Annotated in this window: 15 protein-coding genes; 8 read left to right on the forward strand and 7 right to left on the reverse strand. The window is 65.6% G+C overall.

Going from position 1 to position 17,112, the window contains the following annotated elements; all coding sequences use genetic code 11:
* The first annotated feature begins 27 nt into the window (after window positions 1-27).
* From KUV74_RS05065 to KUV74_RS05075, 3 genes are all read left to right on the forward strand, one after another.
* Window positions 28-993, forward strand: a complete 966-nt coding sequence (locus KUV74_RS05065) for a homoserine kinase (protein ID WP_045992627.1) — start codon at window positions 28-30, stop codon at window positions 991-993.
* A complete protein-coding gene (gene speA / locus KUV74_RS05070) occupies window positions 990-2,909 on the forward strand; it encodes a biosynthetic arginine decarboxylase (RefSeq protein ID WP_222515759.1) in 1,920 nt (639 codons plus the stop codon). Before KUV74_RS05065 ends, speA begins: the two co-directional genes overlap by 4 nt.
* Window positions 2,910-3,138: 229 nt before the next feature.
* Window positions 3,139-4,242: an alcohol dehydrogenase family protein gene (locus tag KUV74_RS05075; RefSeq protein ID WP_222515760.1), complete on the forward strand. Its 1,104-nt coding sequence runs from the start codon at window positions 3,139-3,141 to the stop codon at window positions 4,240-4,242.
* A gap of 35 nt (window positions 4,243-4,277) precedes the next feature.
* Here KUV74_RS05075 and KUV74_RS05080 read toward each other — a convergent pair whose 3' ends face one another.
* The 5 genes from KUV74_RS05080 to KUV74_RS05100 all read right to left on the reverse strand — a co-directional run bounded on the left by KUV74_RS05080 (window position 4,278) and on the right by KUV74_RS05100 (window position 9,493).
* Window positions 4,278-4,955, reverse strand: coding sequence for a fumarylacetoacetate hydrolase family protein (locus KUV74_RS05080; RefSeq protein ID WP_108131123.1), 678 nt, complete (start codon window positions 4,953-4,955; stop codon window positions 4,278-4,280).
* Between the two features lie 147 nt (window positions 4,956-5,102).
* Window positions 5,103-6,104: an ectoine hydroxylase gene (thpD, locus tag KUV74_RS05085; RefSeq protein WP_083970389.1), complete on the reverse strand. Its 1,002-nt coding sequence runs from the start codon at window positions 6,102-6,104 to the stop codon at window positions 5,103-5,105.
* Between the two features lie 335 nt (window positions 6,105-6,439).
* Window positions 6,440-8,239, reverse strand: coding sequence for an ArnT family glycosyltransferase (locus KUV74_RS05090; RefSeq protein WP_222515761.1), 1,800 nt, complete (start codon window positions 8,237-8,239; stop codon window positions 6,440-6,442).
* A gap of 4 nt (window positions 8,240-8,243) precedes the next feature.
* Window positions 8,244-8,576: a lipid-A-disaccharide synthase N-terminal domain-containing protein gene (locus tag KUV74_RS05095; protein ID WP_045992623.1), complete on the reverse strand. Its 333-nt coding sequence runs from the start codon at window positions 8,574-8,576 to the stop codon at window positions 8,244-8,246.
* The gene (locus KUV74_RS05100) at window positions 8,573-9,493 is read right to left on the reverse strand and encodes a glycosyltransferase family 2 protein (protein WP_124805009.1); all 921 of its coding nucleotides are present in this window, start codon (window positions 9,491-9,493) and stop codon (window positions 8,573-8,575) included. The genes KUV74_RS05095 and KUV74_RS05100 overlap by 4 nt, the downstream gene beginning before the upstream one ends.
* A 245-nt stretch (window positions 9,494-9,738) precedes the next feature.
* Here KUV74_RS05100 and KUV74_RS05105 point away from each other — a divergent pair, with 245 nt between their 5' ends.
* From KUV74_RS05105 to KUV74_RS05115, 3 genes are read left to right on the forward strand one after another with little or no spacing between them, the layout of a single operon-like run.
* A complete protein-coding gene (locus tag KUV74_RS05105) occupies window positions 9,739-10,260 on the forward strand; it encodes a GNAT family N-acetyltransferase (protein ID WP_108131119.1) in 522 nt (173 codons plus the stop codon).
* Window positions 10,257-11,297, forward strand: a complete 1,041-nt coding sequence (locus KUV74_RS05110; RefSeq protein ID WP_124805010.1) for an alpha/beta hydrolase — start codon at window positions 10,257-10,259, stop codon at window positions 11,295-11,297. Before KUV74_RS05105 ends, KUV74_RS05110 begins: the two co-directional genes overlap by 4 nt.
* 51 nt (window positions 11,298-11,348) lie before the next feature.
* Window positions 11,349-12,407: a putative zinc-binding metallopeptidase gene (locus KUV74_RS05115; protein WP_124805011.1), complete on the forward strand. Its 1,059-nt coding sequence runs from the start codon at window positions 11,349-11,351 to the stop codon at window positions 12,405-12,407.
* Between the two features lie 168 nt (window positions 12,408-12,575).
* Here the strand turns inward: KUV74_RS05115 and KUV74_RS05120 are convergent, their stop codons facing one another.
* Window positions 12,576-13,562, reverse strand: a complete 987-nt coding sequence (locus KUV74_RS05120) for an alpha-E domain-containing protein (RefSeq protein WP_231498416.1) — start codon at window positions 13,560-13,562, stop codon at window positions 12,576-12,578.
* Window positions 13,563-13,566: 4 nt separating this feature from the next.
* Entirely contained in the window at window positions 13,567-15,024 is a 1,458-nt protein-coding gene (locus KUV74_RS05125) for a circularly permuted type 2 ATP-grasp protein (protein WP_222515762.1), read from the reverse strand.
* A gap of 583 nt (window positions 15,025-15,607) precedes the next feature.
* Between KUV74_RS05125 and KUV74_RS05130 the strand changes: the two genes are divergently transcribed.
* Both KUV74_RS05130 and KUV74_RS05135 read left to right on the forward strand, forming a co-directional pair.
* Entirely contained in the window at window positions 15,608-16,546 is a 939-nt protein-coding gene (locus KUV74_RS05130; protein ID WP_222515763.1) for a transglutaminase family protein, read from the forward strand.
* A 76-nt stretch (window positions 16,547-16,622) separates the two neighbouring features.
* Entirely contained in the window at window positions 16,623-17,111 is a 489-nt protein-coding gene (locus tag KUV74_RS05135; RefSeq protein ID WP_045992618.1) for a phosphatidylglycerophosphatase A, read from the forward strand.
* Window position 17,112 lies beyond the last annotated feature (1 nt).

The raw sequence follows: 17,112 nt of genomic DNA on the forward strand, positions 1-17,112 counted from the left end.
CCTTGGCAACCCCGGGCGAGACGATTCATGGCCGTATTCACTCCGCTTGACGACGCACAGGTCGCAGGCTTTCTCAGCCGTTTTGACGTCGGCGAACTGACGAAGCTGCAGGGCGTGCCCGCGGGCACCGAGAACAGCACCTTCTTTGTCACCACCGACCGTCGCGAACTGGTGCTGACGCTGTTCGAGCAGGGAGAGCACGAAGAGCTGCCGTTCTTCGTCGAGCTGCTCGACTTCCTCGACGAGCACCGAATCCCGGTGGCCGGGCCGATTCACGACCGTGACGGTATCGCCCTGCACGAGCTGGCGGGTCGGCCGGCGCTGCTGTTTCCGCGCCTGCCGGGTGCCCACCCCAGCGCGCCCGACGTGACCCAGTGCCGGGCGCTGGGGCAGGCGCTCGGCGAGATGCATCGTGTCTCCCGCCACTTCGGTGGACACCGTCCCAATCCTCGCGATATTCACTGGCTGTCGGCCATGCACCACAAGGTGCTGGTCTACCTCTCGCCCGAGGACCAGGCGCTGATGCAGGACGAGGTCGACGCCTATCAGGCCGCGCTGGAAAGCGCCGAGCCGCTGCCCCAGGGCGCCCTGCACGGCGACCTGTTTCGCGACAACACGCTGTTCGACGGCGAGCGCCTGGGTGGCATCATCGACTTCTACAACGGCTGCACCGGCGACCTGCTGTTCGACCTGGCCATCGTCATCAATGACTGGGCCACCGACGCCGACGGTCGCCTGGTAGCCGAGCGCCACGACGCTCTGCTCGAGGCCTACCTGGCCGAACGCCCGCTGACCGCTACCGAGCGCGAACTATGGCCGCTGATGCTGCGCCTGACCGCCCTGCGCTACTGGCTATCTCGCCTGCTGGTGGTCTACGTTGACCCGCCGGCCCACGACCTGACCCCCCACGACCCCGAACAGTTCCGGCGCATCCTGCTTGCGCGCCTGGAACATGGAGCCCTGCCCTTGCCAGATATCGAGGCCCGCCCGTGAGCCACAAGCCCGACGCCGACTCCGCCGTGCAACGCGCCCGCCGCACCTGGAACATCGACCAGTGGGGTAGCGGCTACTTTGACGTGGACGAGGACGGACAAGCACTGGTCCGCCCGCTAGGCGAGGTCGAACCCGGCCCCAGCCTGCCGCTGCGTGGCCTGGTCGACCAGATCCGCCAGGCCGGCCTGCGCCTGCCGGTGCTGATCCGCTTCACCGATATCCTGCACGACCGGGTCGAGCAGCTGTGCGCGGCCTTCGACCAGGCCATGGGCGAGGAAAACTTCGAGAGCGGCTACACCGCGGTGTACCCGATCAAGGTCAACCAGCAGCGTCGAGTGGTGGAAGAGATCCTCGCCACCAACGAGCGCGGGCGCGACCGGGTTGGCCTGGAGGCCGGCAGCAAGCCGGAACTGCTGGCGGTGCTGGCGCTGTCCGGCGATGGCCCCTCGCTGATCGTGTGCAACGGCTACAAGGATCGCGAGTACATTCGCCTGGCGCTGATGGGCGAGAAGCTCGGCCATCGGGTCTATCTGGTGGTGGAGAAGCTCTCCGAGCTGCCGATGATCCTCGAGGAGGCCGAACGCCTGGGGGTGACCCCGCGCATCGGTCTGCGTGCCCGACTGTCCTCGGTGGGCCGCGGCAAGTGGCAGGACACCGGCGGAGAGAAGTCCAAGTTCGGCCTGACCGCCGGCCAGATCCTGACCGTGGTCGAGCGCCTGACCGAAGCCGGGCGACTCGACAGCCTGCAGCTGGTGCACTTCCACCTGGGCTCCCAGATTGCCAACATCGGTGATATCCAGCGTGGCCTGCGCGAGTGCGCGCGCTTCTACCAGTACCTGCGCCAACTGGGCGCGCCGGTGGACACCGTGGACGTGGGCGGTGGTCTTGGCGTCGACTACGAGGGCACCCACTCGCGCAACTTCTGCTCGATCAACTACTCGATGCTCGAGTACGCCCGCAACGTGGTCTACGCCTTCAATCAGGTGTGTGCCGCCGAAGGTCTGCCGCAGCCGCATCTGATCAGTGAATCCGGCCGTGCCCTGACCGCCCACCACGCGGTGCTGATCACCAACGTGATCGGCGAGGAAAGCGTGGACACCGCGCCGCCGACCGAACGCAAGAGCGACGACCCCGAGGTCGAGGCGTTGTGGCGCACCCTGGACTTCCTCAAGCGCGAGCCTGAACCGCGTGGGCTGGTGGAGGCCTGGCACGACCTGATCCAGGACATGGGCGACCTGCACGACCGCTTCGTGCTGGGAGCCGCCGATCTGGCCGCCCGCGCCGAGGGCGAGAGCGTCTACTTCGCCGCCTGCGCCGCCCTGAGGTCACAGCTCGACCCACGCAACCGCGCCCACCGCGAGATCCTCGACGAGCTGGCCGAGAAACTCGCCGACAAGCTGTTCGTCAACTTCTCGCTGTTTCAGTCGATGCCCGACGTCTGGGGCATCAAGCAGATCTTCCCGGTGCTGCCGCTGTCCGGGCTCGACCGTCGCCCAAGCCGCCGTGGAGTGATTCAGGACATCACCTGCGACAGCGATGGGCGCATCGACAGCTACGTCGACGGCCAGGGGGTCGAAACCACCCTGCCGCTGCCGGAGTGGCGCGAAGACGACGAGCGCCTGCTCGGCTTCTTCATGGTCGGCGCCTACCAGGAGATCCTCGGTGACCTGCACAACCTGTTCGGCGACACCGACGCCGTCGATGCCTCGCTGGATCGCGACGGTAGGTGGCGCCTGACCAACCTGCAGTGGGGCGACCGGGTCTCTGATGTACTGGGCTACGTCAACTTCAACGCCGACGTGCTGCGCGAACGGCTCCGGGTCCAGCTCACCCGCAGCAACCTCGACCCACGCGAACAGCGTCACTTCCTCGATGATCTGTCAGAAGGGCTCGACGGCTACACCTACCTGGAGTGAGCCGATCCGCACGCCTCACTCCGTGTGAGCCTTCGCCCGGCGATGCCTACAGGTATCGCCGGGCGCCTGCTATTGGGGACTTGAGCTCTTGCGCCTGGCCCACGCTCGTGGCGAGATATGCATGAAGCCAGAGACATCTTGACCACAGGAGGACAGCGCCATCGCATCCCCGGCCCCCCATCGCCGAGACTCACAGCCCCGAGACTCACAGCGCAGCATTCCCCCCACCATGATGGCGGTGGTCACCACCGGCAACGGTGGCTACGACAAGCTCAGCTATCAACAAGTCCCGACCCCGACGCCGGGCCCCGGAGAGGTGCTGCTGCGGGTGCTCGCTGCCGGCGTCAACAACACCGAGATCAATACCCGGCTCGGCTGGTACTCCGCCAGCGTCAAGAGCGACACCCGGGCATCGGCGGACGCCTTCGATGACAGCGCCGAGAACGCCGCCGACTCCGAGGATGGCGGCTGGAATGGCGCCACTCCCTTTCCATTGATTCAGGGCACCGACTGCTGTGGCGAGGTAGTGGCCCTGGGCGCGCCGAAAGAGGAAGGTGCCAACGCCTCGGTCACGGCGGACCTGCTGGGCAAGCGGGTACTGGTACGCGCCTGCATGCGCACCAGGGGCTTCGATCACTGGGACTCGGTGTGGATGGCCTCTGACTTCGACGGAGCCTTCGCCCAGTTCGTCAAGGTGCCCGCCAGCGAAGTGTTCCCGGTGGACTGCGACTGGAGCGACGAGGAACTCGCCACCATCCCCTGCGCCTACGGCACCGCAGAGAACATGCTGCACCGCGCTGGTGTCAGCGCCGGCGACCGGGTGCTGGTCACCGGTGCCTCGGGAGGTGTCGGCTCGGCGGTGGTGCAGTTGGCCAAGCGCCGGGGCGCCCACGTCACGGCGGTGGCGGGCAGCGCCAAGCACGAGGCGATCCGCGCCCTTGGCGCCGACCGCCTGCTCGACCGCGACGATGACCTGCTGGCAAGCCTCGGCGAATCGAGCATCGACGTCGCGGTGGATAACGTTGCGGGCAAGGGCTTTGGCGGGGTGCTGGAGGTGCTCGACCGCGGCGGCCGCTACGTCTCCTCCGGTGCCATCGCAGGGCCGGTGGTGGAGCTCGACATGCGCAAGCTGTACCTCAAGGACGTGCGCCTGATCGGCTCCACCGCCTGGGACGAGCCGATATTTCCGGACCTGATCGGCTACATCGAGCGCGGCGAGATTCGTCCCCTGCTGGCCAGGACCTTCCCGCTTGCGCAGATCGTCGAGGCCCAGCAGGCCTTTCTCGAGAAGCAGCACGTGGGCAACTTCGTGCTGCTGCCGCCGCTGGACTGACGCCGAAGGCGTCGGGACTGCGGGTTAGCCAGGCGTTAACCGAGCACGCGGGTCTCGAGGGCGTGGCGCTGGCCGCTGGGCAGTGTCAGTTCGAAAGCCAGGGTCGCGCCCTTCTCCAGCTTGCCGACACCGGCCGGGGTGCCGGTCAGCACCACGTCACCCGGGGCCAGGGTGAAGTGCTGGCTCATCTCGGACAGCAGCGCCGGGATCGCGAACAGCATGTCTCGGGCCACGCCGTGCTGGCGACGTTCACCGTTCATGTCGAGGCTGAACTCGATGGCCGACCAGTCGAGCGGCGCCTCGATGGGCACGAAACGCGACAGCGGGCAGGCGCCGTCGAAGGCCTTGGCGATCTCCCACGGATGGCCCTTCTTCTTCAGTGCCGACTGGACATCACGCAACGTCAGGTCCAGCGCAAGCCCGACCCCGACCACTGCCGCCTCGGCCTGCTCTGGCGTGGCCTCACGCAAGGTCTCGCCGATCAACAGCGCAAGCTCGGTCTCGAAGTGTACGTCGGAGCGCTCGAAGGGACCGCCGATCGGCTCTTCCAGGGGCACCACACTGGTTGCCGGCTTGATGAACAGCAAGGGTGCGTCGGGTACCGGGTTGTCGAGCTCCTTGGCGTGCTCGGCGTAGTTGCGTCCAACACAGACCACCTTGCCAAGTGGCTGGGAGAAGGCGTCACCGTCGACAAAGCTCGGGACGAGAGACATGGCAGGCTCCTGAAGGCATGAAAAGGATAGGAAACGACACGGCCCAGCGAACGGGGTCGCGTGGCATGCAAAAAAGGCGCGCCCAGGGCGCGCCTTTCGAGTCTATCCCAGCCATCGCGCTCATCGCGAGCGGTGGCGACCGTCGCTTCAGGGATTGAAATCGCTGCCAGGCTCGTGGGCCAGGAAATCCGGGCGACGGCGGTTGGCCGCAAACGGCTCGACGCAGCGGTTGTCGACGCGGTTGTAGACAAAGAAGGCATTGCTGCGCGGATCCGGCGACATGTTGGCGTTGGAGCCATGCAACGTGTTGCAGTCGAACAGCAACAGCCCACCAGCGCTGCCCTTGGGCGCCTCGATACCGTTGCGATCGATCAGCTGGCGCAGGGCCTCCTGACTCGGCACCCCGATCTCCTGCTTCTGCAGCGACTTCTCGTGGTTGTTGTCCGGCGTCTCGCCGATGCACGGCACGAACACACGATGGGAGCCGGGAATCAGCATCAGCGGACCGTTGAACTCGTGGTTGTCGGTCAGCACGATGGAGGCACTCACCGCGTGCATATCGGGCATGCCGTCCTCGGCGTGCCAGGTCTCGAAGTCCGAGTGCCAGTTGAAGCCCTTGCCCTCGAAGCCTGGCTTGTAGTTGATGCGCGACTGGTGGACGTAGCTCTCGCCGCCGAGAATCTGGCGAGCGCGGCCGACCAGACGTTCATCATTGGCCAGGTGGGCGAACACCCGGGACAGATAGTGCACGGCGAACAGCGAGCGGATCTCCTTGCCGCTCGGCTCGACGATGCTGTAGTCCTTGCCCCGATAGGCGTCGTTGTCGAGCAATGCCTTGAGTTCTTCGCGAAGGCGTGCGAGCTCTTCGCCACCGAGGAAGCCGGGCTCAAACAGAAAGCCCTTCTGCTCGAACTCGTCGAGTTGCTGCTGGCTCAGCGGCCCCTGGTCGGCGCTGCCCTTGACCACCGGGCCCTGGCGGTCGACCCACAGGCTGTCCATCGGTTCGGGCAATCGCGTCGGGTAGCGGGTGGCGCGAGCCTGGCCGCTGTCGAGCCCGGCGAAACGTTGCCAGTCGAAACGCTGCTGGTCTTGTGGGTCCAGGTTGCTGCGATGCTTGGTTTGCGGATTGGACGATGTCTGCACTTCCATCCGATCACCCTCCCTTGGTATTGATCAGCTTTCAGATTCGAACTCGTACCCGCGGCGCTACTTACCTGTACACCAGCGACTTACCTGTACACCAGCGACGGCCCAGAAATGCTGCGCCACACAGGCGTCACCGACCGTCAAAGGCCATATCACCGACTGCATCAGGGGCAGCATTCAAGGCCACATCACAGGGTGCATCTAAGGCTGAACTCGAGGCTGCATTCAAGGCTGAATTCAAGGTATAGCGCCGCCCTGAAGGAGAAGGCTATCTCCCCGAGCCCAAGCTACAAAAGCCGCCTCTTGAATTCAACCCTTGCACAACTTGCGTCCAACTTTCAGCGATGCGTCACTCCTGCTACCTCGCCGGGGACAGGCTGTGTCTCGGTGAAGTAGCGCCAGGCGCCGGAGCCTGGCAGCGATGTTGGTGCCAGGTAGAGCGGTGCAGCGTCGCGATCCTGGGGGCAACCGGCGAAGGCGCTACCCGGCAGCAGCAGCCAGTCGTGGCGATTCTGATGGCCGAGGTCGGACCCTTGGCCAAGCTCGCCGCAGTCGATGTCTTCCAGATCCTTGTCCACCACCAGCATCCAGCGCCGCGATGGTGCCTCGGCGAGCCAGGCCATGGCGGCAGGAAGCTCTTGCTCGATGGGCGTCATGTCGCCGAAGTGAACGCTTGGCGTGCGCGAATGCAGCAGGATCTCCTCATCGAAGTTCAACAGCGCGATCTCACCGGCCGGCCCCACCAGCTCCGCCACCCTGGCCATCATGTCCCGGGGCGAGCGCTCCGGGTCCATCCAGACGTAGCCTTGGGTACTCCACCACCCCCACAGGCACCACAGGAACAGGGTCACGGCGACCAGGCCTCGGCGCGGCCTCAACACAAGCGCCAGGCACAGAGCCAGGCCCCCCAGCGCCAGCCACTCCCACCAGGGAGTGATCCCGTAGCGATGGGCCAGACGCTCCAACGGCGCGACATCGCAGAGCCCTAGAAGGCCCGCCAATCCCAGCAGCCCGCCAAGCAGGATGACGGCTCCAAAGCCCGCGCGATTGAGGCCGATCCGCCTGGCAAGCGCCGGCAGCAGTGGCGCCAGCGCCAGCACCATCAGCGGCAGGGTCGGCAGCATATAGACGCCGCGTTTACCCGGTGACAGCGAGAAGAAGACCACGATCAACACCACGGCGCTTACAGGCAGCAGCGTACGCGCATCACCGCGGCGAATGCGTCGCCACCAGTTGGGAAAGGCCCAGGGGAAGGTCAGCACCAGCGGCATCCAGGCCCAGGGCAGCACCTGGGCGATGTAGTAGTACCAGGGGCGCAGGTGAGCCCAGGCGTCGGCGTAGCGCTCACCGGTCTGCTTGAACAGAATATTGTCACGATAGGCCGCCAGGCTCGGGTCGTCGCTCAGGCTGGTGATCAGGATCATCGGCAACCCCCAGGCCAGCACCACCGCGAGCAGGCACCCCAGTCCCTCGAGAAGGTCGCGAAGGCGGAGCGACGTCAGCCGGCCAGCCCCCCTGTTACCGCTGACACCGCCGCGCCCCAACCACCACCAGGCGGGCAGCAGCGCCAGCGGCAGAAAGCCCACCCCCTTGGTCAGGATGCCGGCCCCCATGGCCGCAAAGCCCGCCCGCCACCACCAGCGAGAGGGCCCCAGCAGGGCATGGCGTAACAGTCCGTAGGCGCCCAGGGTGGTAAAGAAGGTCAACAGCATGTCGATCTGGGCGGTCTTGGCCTGCAACACAAACTGCAGGGTCGCCAGGGTGGCAATGCCCGCCAGCAGACCAATGCGCGGGCCGTATAAACGCCGACTCAGATCCACGATCAGCGCCAGGGTGCCGAGCCCGGCCAGCAGCGACGGCAGCAGAAAGCCGATTCGCATCGAGCCGGTCAGCCAGATGCCCAGGGCGCTTGCCCACATGAAGATCGGCGGCTTGTCAGCGTAGAGTTCACCGCCGCGATGGGGGATCCAGAAATCTCCGGTCACCAGCATCTCGATGGCATTCAAGGCGAAACGGGGCTCATCGGCGGGCCAAGGGTCGCGCCAGCCGAGACCGAGTGCCAGCAGCAGGACGGCGAAGGCGCAGAAGGCCAGCCAACCGGCCCAGGACAGGCGAAGAGGCATTCTCAAGGGGGGCATGACGCTATCCTCCGGCACGCAACGACGTCGATTCGATGGAAGACGGCGCCGGTTCGCCCGGCCGCTGCGAGGATCTGCCGATGGTATTGTTGCGCAGCAACATCACATTGCGCAGATAGATAAAGAGCCCGGCCCCCTGCCCAAGAATAAACACCGGGTCTCGGCGATGTATGGCGTAGACCAGCAGGGTCACCCCCCCGGCCAGGCTGAGAAACCAGAAGGCCACCGGCACCACGCTGCGTTTCGCCCTCTCACTGGCGATCCACTGCACGACAAAGCGCGCCGAGAACAGCGCCTGGCCGAGAAAACCCACCGCCAACCACCAGGACAGCGTCATTGCGACGGCCCTGCGGCGGCCTGGTTCAGGGTAACGCTGCTGCTTGAGGCCGTACTGCCAAAGACGACACGGGGCAGGACAACATCGAGACCGTCAGGCATCGGCTGCTGCCGACCAGTTTTGCTGACGGTGGTGTCCGTCGCAAAGGCCAGCTCCCCATGCCACAGCGTCGTCCCGACCCGAGGCGGGTCGAGCGCATCATCGACACCACGACAGTCCACCGGTAGCCGGCAGCGATGTTGCAGCCAGCGCACTCCGACCAGATCGATGATGCCGACCCACAGGCGGTTGCCGAGACCATAGTGGGAACGCCCCGCCCCCCGGGGGCGGTGATTGACGGGGCGGGACAGACAACGCCCGCCCTGGGCAGTGACCAGGGCGGGCAGAAAGCGATGCATATGATCGAAGTACGGTAGCGAAAGAAACGCCTGCCGGCGGATCACCTTGAGACCACAGCCGCTATCCGGCGAGCCATCGCCGAGCAGTCGTGCTCGAACCGCGTTGGCCACCCTAGAAGACAGCCGCTTGAGCGCGGAGTCCTGGCGCGTGACGCGATGGCCGCCCACCAGGTCCACCCGCGCCGCCTTTGCGGCTTCCAGCAACGCAGGAATATCGGCGGGGTCATTCTGGCCATCGCCGTCCAGGGTCGCCAGCCACTCGCCTCGGGCATGCCTCGCTGCCTGCCATAGGGCGGTGCTCTGACCCGCGCTATCGCAATGGCGAAGTGGCCTCAGCGAGTCCTGACGGTGCGCCCGCGTCACCAGCAGCGGCCAGGTATCATCGTCAGAGCCATCGTCTACCACGATGACCTCGTAGGCCTGGTGCGACAGCGCCCGTTCGACTTCATCGAGCAGCGTGGGCAGGTTGGCGGCTTCGTTATGGGCGGGGATAACTACCGACAGGGTTATAGCGTGCATGGGATTCGCCTCGGACTGGGGAATACCGTCACCTTGCCCGGCGATACTTAAGCCACCCTTAATTCATAAATGCCGCCCTTGGTCACGACGTCACCGAGACGTCACCACGCTCACAGCGTCGCAGGAGCCTCCAGGCGAGACACCTTCATCGATCTCCTGTGCGAGACGACGTGCCACCGCATACTCGATGTCCGAAAACCGTTCCACCTGAGGTACCCTGAAGGCACCACTGCATCGAGGTAGCCATGTTGCGTTTCCAGCAAGAGGACCCCGCCGCCCCCGCCATGGCGGCGATGATCCGCGCCCACCGCCGCGGGCTGAAGAAACTGGCGCCCACCTCGCCGCCGGAAAGCCGCCATGCCCTGACCCTGGATGAACTGAAGGCGCCGGAGGTGACCCTGTGGGGGCTGTGGGAGGATGACGATCTGGTCGGCTGCGTCGCCCTGAAGGAAGTCAGCCACGACCATGGCGAGATCAAGTCCATGCGGACGGCACCAAGCCACCTTCGCCGGGGTCTGGCCTCCTTGATGCTCGACAAGGTGATCGAGGAGGCCAGACTGCGTGGCTATCGCCGGCTGAGCCTGGAGACCGGCTCACAGCCGGGCTTCGCTCCGGCTCGCCAGTTCTACACGCGTCACGGCTTTACCCCCTGTGCGCCCTTCGCCGGCTATGTCGAGGATCCCAACAGCGTCTACATGACCTTGGCCGTCATCGATGACGGGCGGGATGACGGCCTGGATGGCGAGCTGAAGGAGGCCAGCCGATGAGCGCAAGTGATGACGCCAGTCCCGACAACAGCGCCACACCGTTGCCCCTCGACAGTGCCGACACCCGCGAGCTGTCCTGCGCCGAAGCGGTAACCTTCGACAGTGGCGATACTCGCTGTCGCGGCTGGTGGTTTGAAGGTGTCGACGATGGTGCGGTGGTGGTCATGGCCCACGGTCTTGGTGGCACGGTGGCAGGCGGCCTTGTCGGCTACGCCCAGGCCCTGCATCACGCCGGCCACAGCGTGCTGGTCTTCGACTATCGTCACTTCGGCCGCTCCGACGGCGAGCCTCGCCAGCTGCTCGGCATCAAGCGCCAGCAACAGGACTACACGGCCGCCATCGACTATGCCCGGAGCCGGGCACCGGCCCTCCCGCTGGTGCTTTGGGGTACGTCATTCTCGTCGGCCCATGTCATCACTCTGGCGGCTCGTCGCGACGATGTCGCCGCGGTCATCGCCATGAACCCGATGCTCGACGGCCGGGCCTCGTCGCTGCTCAAGCTCAAGGACGCAGGGCTTGGCACTTTCCTGCGCATGACCGGGGTGGGGCTCGCCGACCTTGCCAGGGGCTGCCTCGGCCGGGCTCCTTGGTACCTGCCACTGGCCGGCGAGCCGGGGACCCTGGCCGCGCTCTCCGCCCCGGACGCCCTGACGGGGATCCTGTCGTTTGTCGATGACGACTTCGACAATCGCATTGCACCACGCGCCCTGCTGGGGCTTGGGCTCTACCGTCCGGTCACCCGGGCCCGCCAGGTTCACTGTCCGGTGCTGCTGCAACTTTGCCTGCGTGACAGCGTCGCGCCGATCGCCCCCGGCTACCGGCTGGCCGAAGCACTGGGATCACGGGCCACTCTCAAGACCTACGACACCGGCCACTTCGAGATCTACGAGGGTGACTGGCGGGCGGCCTTCGCCGACGACCAGCGGGAATTTCTCGCCCAGGCGCTGGCGCAGTCGCCGGCGCCAGCGCCCACGGCCCACGCCACCGAATCGCCTCAGCACACTCCAGACGAGACCGACCCGCCGCCCGCCCGGTAGCCTGGCTATACTGGCGACGACACCTGACTGGCCACGCCCGAGGGCATGCGAATGCGCCACTACCCCTGCCAACGCTGTGACAACCGCCTGTTCTTCGACAATACCCTCTGCCTGGTATGCCACTCCGAACTTGGCTGGTGCCCGGGTTGCCATGCCCTGGTGACGGTCGATCTCCAGCCCGATGGTCGCTACCGTTGCGTCGACGACACCTGCGCTACGCTACTGGTCAAGTGCCACAACTATTCCGTGGAAGGGGTCTGCAACCGCATGATCACCAGCGAGGAGGCCGACCGTGGCATGACGCTGTGTGACTGCTGTCGCCACAACCAGGCCATCCCCGACCTGTCGGTGCCCGGTCATCGTGAACGCTGGGCCAAGCTCGAGAGTGCCAAGCGCCGGCTTTTCTACACCCTCGACCTGCTGGGGCTGCCCCACGAGGTAGATGGCCGCCGCGCCAACCCGCCGCTGGCCTTCGCCTTCCTCGCCGACGAAGTGGCGGCGGAAGGCGACTGGCACTCCAGCGACGAGGGCATGCCGGTGTTCACCGGTCACGCCGGCGGACTCATCACCATCAACGTCAAGGAAGCCGACGACGTCGAGCGCGAGCGCCTGCGTAACGACTTCAATGAGGCCCACCGCACCCTGATCGGCCACTTCCGCCACGAGATCGGACACTATTACTGGGAGTTGTTGATCAAGAATCGGGACGAGCCTGCCTACATCGAGGTATTCGGTGACCACAACAACCCCAGCTACAGCGAAGCCCTCGATCGCCACTATCAGCAGGGACCACCGAATGACTGGCGCGGCCGCTTCGTGTCGGCCTACGCCACCATGCACCCCTGGGAGGACTTCGCCGAAACCTTCGGCTTCTACCTGGACATGGTCGCCATCCTCGATACCGCCGGACACTTCGGCATCACCCCCACCGGCTTCGACGAGGACCTCGAAGCGATGTTGACCACCTTTCGCCGCCTGAGTCTCGGCTTCAACGAGATGAATCGCGAGATGGGGCTGCTCGACCTGGTGCCCGAGGTGATCACCCCGACCATCGCCTGCAAGCTTTGCTATATCCACGACATGGTGCTGGCAGCGCGACGACAGCAGTGAACCGCCCGGTGCCCACCTAGCACCACCATGCGCCCCTCCCTTTCCAGGAGGGGCCGCAATGCTTGGCAAGGTCCGGCTTGGCTAGATCCGGCCTGGCAAGATCCACCTTGGCTAGATTCAGCAGTGGCTCAGGGCAGGCGGGCCATGGGATACCTGGCCCGCCTGGCTTCACGCCTGGTCGCTGGCCGCCAGTAGCTCGCCATCGCCCAGGTCATCGAGGGTCGGGAAGTAGGTGCGGGCGATCGCCGTATGCAGCTCGGCAAAGCCCTGTTGCAGCACGTCGATAAAGTCGTGCAGGGCCTCGGGGGAGCGCACCAGGGCACGGACGTCGGCCTCGGCCACATCGGCCAGCACCAGCGTCGCCGTGGCCAGGGCGCGCTCATGTCGTGGCAGCGAGCGCAGCGCGCGAATACTGTCCTTGAGACTGCGCGACACCGAACGCGGGAACAGGGAGTCCTGCACCAGGAAACGCAGCACGTCGGTGGCCCTGACCCGGCAGCGCACGTGCTGTCGATACATCTGGTAGGCCGTCAACGACTTGAGCACGCTCATCCACTGCAGGTGCTCGAACGGACGAATCTCGTCGCTATCACGCTGCAGCAGGTTGGCCGAGCGCACATCGATGATGCGGGTGATCATGTCGGCCCGTTCGAGCTGGCGCCCGAGCATCATGAAGGTCCGTGATCCACCGTAGCTGAGGGTGCCCTCGATCAACCCGATCAACGTCTGACAGCCACGAATCACCAGCTTCAGAAAGCGCTCTCGGCGTCCCGGGCCGAGGCCCGCATCGGCATGGGCACTGGCGGTCATGTAGAGCTGGTTGATTTCTTCCCATACCTCCCGCGGTACCACGTCCCGCGTGGTGCGCAGATTCTCGCGGGCCTGGGCAAGGGCGGACAGGATCGAGCCGGAGTAGCGTCGGTCGGCACACAGGAACTGCACCACGTTGCGATCGTTGGGCTCGTCGTAGAGGGTCTCGAACACCTCGGCGCCCCCGGTGATATCGACCATCGCCGCCCATCCCAGCGGTTGGCGGTAGGGCATGTCGAGCATCAGGTGACTGGAGACGTTGATCAGCCGGGCGGTATCTTCGGCACGCTCGATGTAGCGGGCCATCCAGTACAGGTTTTCGGCGACTCTGGAAAGCATCAGCATGGTCTCAGTCCTCCCCCGTCTCGACGATCCAGGTGTCCTTGCTGCCGCCCCCTTGGGACGAGTTGACCACCAGCGAGCCCTTGACCAGGGCCACACGGGTCAAGCCACCGGTGGTAACGTAGGCACCGTCCTGGCCCGACAGGATGAAGGGGCGTAAATCGACGTGGCGCGGCTCGGGCCGGCCATCGAACAGCGTGGGGGTGGTGGACAGGTTCAGCATGGGCTGAGCCATGTAGTTGCGTGGGTTCTCCTGGATCAGCCTGGCGAAGGCATCACGCTCGGCCTGGGAGGCCTGAGGCCCCATCAACATGCCGTAGCCGCCGGACTCGTTGGCGGGCTTTACCACCAGTTCATGCAGGTGCTCCAGCACATAGCGGCGGTCTTCCTCGAGCATGCACAGGTAGCTCGGCACATTGGGCAGCAGCGCCTCCTGATCCAGGTAGTACTTGATCAGTTTCGGCACGAAGGCGTAGACCACCTTGTCATCGGCGACACCGGCCCCCGGGGCGTTGGCCAGCGCCACCTTGCCGCTGCGCCAGGCCCGCATCAATCCGGGTACGCCCAGTACCGAGTCCTTGCGAAACGCCTCCGGGTCGAGGAAGGCGTCGTCGACGCGGCGGTAGATCACGTCCACACGGGTCAGCCCCTGGACGGTGCGCATGTAGACCACGTCGTCGTCATCGACCAGCAGATCCGGCCCCTCGACCAGCTGCACGCCCATCTGCTGGGCCAGGTAGGCGTGCTCGTAGTAGGCCGAGTTGTAGATACCCGGGGTCAGCACCACCACCTGGGGATCGTCCCAATGGCGTGGCGACATGCCCGCCAGCATGTCGTAAAGCTGGGGCACATAGTCGTCGACCGGATGAATCTTGCCCGAGGCGAACAGCTCCGGCAGCACGCGCTTGGTCACGTTGCGATTCTCGAGCATGTAGGACACCCCGGACGGTATCCGCAGGTTGTCCTCCAGCACGTAGACGGTGCCGTCGCCACCACGCACCAGATCGGAGCCGCAGATATGCGCCCAGACCCCGTGGGGCGGATCGATCCCTACACACTGGGGGCGAAAGTTGACGGATTGCTCGAGCACCGCCGCCGGCAGCACGCCATCCTTGACGACCTTCTGGTCGTGGTACAGGTCGTCGATGAACAGGTTGAGCGCCTCGACCCGCTGCTTGAGGCCTGCCTCGGTGCGTCGCCACTCGTCGGCGGGGATGATGCGAGGCACGATGTCGAAAGGCCAGGCGCGGTCGATCATGCTGCCCTCGGAATACACCGTGAAGGTGATCCCCATGGTGCGAATGGCGATCTCTGCTGCGTTTTTGCGCTCTTCCAGCTCGTCAGGAGCAAAGCCCGCGAGCACGTTACACAGCATCTTGGCCGCCTCCCGCGGCATCCCGGGCGTCGCCACCAGTTCGTCATAGAACCCTGCGCAGTCGTACTGCTGCCAATCCACATGGCTCATCGGCACACCCTCGATTGTTTTCGGCATCCGGCGACCCGACAACGACGATGGCACCCCCGCCTTCGACCGTACCGGGTCCCTCCTTGCTGTATAGCAAGCTCTGTACCAGGCCGCCGAGAATAGGACACAGCGCCGCGCCTTCTCGCCGGACCGACGGGCGCAATTGAGCAGTTTGGACAAAAAGCGACCACTTGCTCCTGCCGAAAGTGCGCCACGAGCCAGCAAGAAGGGGCAGCGAGCACCGATCTGGTGCAATCCGGGCGGCACCTGACGAGCGTGAGCGGCAGCTATCATCAGCCCTTGCGACGCCGGTCGAAACCCCCTGTTGCTGACGACGCCCACCTTTCGAGCTTGAGCAATCAGCAGGAGTCGGGTACATCTTGTCGCCACGGTTCGGGGGGGATATCGTCACCTTCTGCAACATTCGCCTACACCCAGGAGCCTCCTCGCTTCCCATGCCTGCCTCTTCTCGTTCCGCCCTCCCTGGCTCGTGCGCACCGCTGTCCTGCCCTGCTCAAGACAGCGGCGCCAGGCGGTGCCGTGTGGCCAGCCTTGGCAGGGGTGTCACGGCGGGATCCGGCAGATGATCTATCGACTTCGCCACACCACGCGCTACCACTACAGCGAGATCGTGACACTCAGCGAGAACGAGGCCTGCCTGATGCCCCGTGAGATGGCCTACCAGCAGGTTGCCTGGGCGCATTTGTCGATCTCGCCGGGCGAGTCGCTACGCCAGAGCCGACAGGACGCCTTCGGCAACCATATCGCGCTGTTCGCGGTCGACACCCCCCATACCCAGCTCGAGGTCACGCTGGAGGCGCAGGTCATGACCTCGCCTCGCGCCACACCGCCGCAGGCCATCATGGGCTGGGAGCGGTGTCGAGAGCGGTTGGCAGACCGCCACCAGCCAGGTTTCCGCGAAGCACAGCCGTTTCTTGAAAACTCCGCCTATATCGAGCGCCGCCCGCTGCTCGCCGCCTGGGCCGAAGACTGTTTTCCCGCTGGTGGCGATCTGGTGGACTGCGTGGAGCGCTTGAACCGTCGCATCTATGAGGAATTCCGCTACGACAGCGAGTTCAGCGACATGGAGACGACACCGTCCCAGGTGCTCCAGCATCGCCGTGGGGTATGTCAGGACTTCGCCCACCTGGCCATCGCCACCCTGCGCTCGGTGGGTCTGGCCGCGCGCTACGTCAGCGGCTACCTCGAGACGCTACCGCCTCCAGGACAGCCTCGACTGATGGGCGCCGACGCCTCCCACGCCTGGTTCTCCGTGCTGATACCCGGCTGGGGTTGGCTCGACTTCGACCCCACCAACGGTGTGCGCGCCGGCGAACGACACCTGTTGCTTGGCTGGGGCCGCGACTACGAGGACGTGGCGCCGCTCAAGGGCGTGGTGACCGGTGGTGGGCGCCAGCGCCTCGAGGTGGAAGTGGACGTTGTTCCCGCCGGGGAAGTCGCGGCCACCGGACCGACCTCCGCCAGCCCTGGCGATCACCCGGCAGCGCCGATAGCCGGCTGATTCGCTGTCCTTTATATTGCGCAGGCTCTGCCCGGCCTTGCCCTGCCCTGCCCACCGTCTTCTCAGGAGAGATTCCATGCAGGACCTGTTGATCTGGATTGCCACCGGCTTCGGCCTGGGCTATTCCCCCTGGGCGCCGGGGACGGTCGGCTCCCTGATCGGACTACCGGTCGCCTGGTGGCTGTTCCGGCTGCCGCTCGGCACGCGCCTGGCCGTTACCCTGACGCTCCTCGTGCTGGCCGTTCCCGTCTGCCACTTCGCTTCGCTGTGGCTGGGCGGCGGCGACCTGCCCCAGATCGTGCTCGACGAATGGGTGGCCCTGCCCATCGCGGTGCTGGCCTTCTCGCGCTACCGACGACGCATCATCCTGCCGCTGGGCTATCTACTGTTTCGCCTGTTCGATATCTCCAAGCTGTCTCCGGTACGCGAGATCGAAGGTATTGGCGGGGGACTCGGCATCGTCGCCGACGACGCAATGGCGGCATTGTATGCAGCCCTCACCCTGATACTGCTGGTGCGCCTGACCCGCCGCTACTGGCAGCGAGATCCCGAGCAGTCCTCTTAAG

This window comes from Halomonas sp. DP1Y21-3 (assembly GCF_019801245.1).
GTDB classification, from domain to species: domain Bacteria; phylum Pseudomonadota; class Gammaproteobacteria; order Pseudomonadales; family Halomonadaceae; genus Halomonas; species Halomonas litopenaei.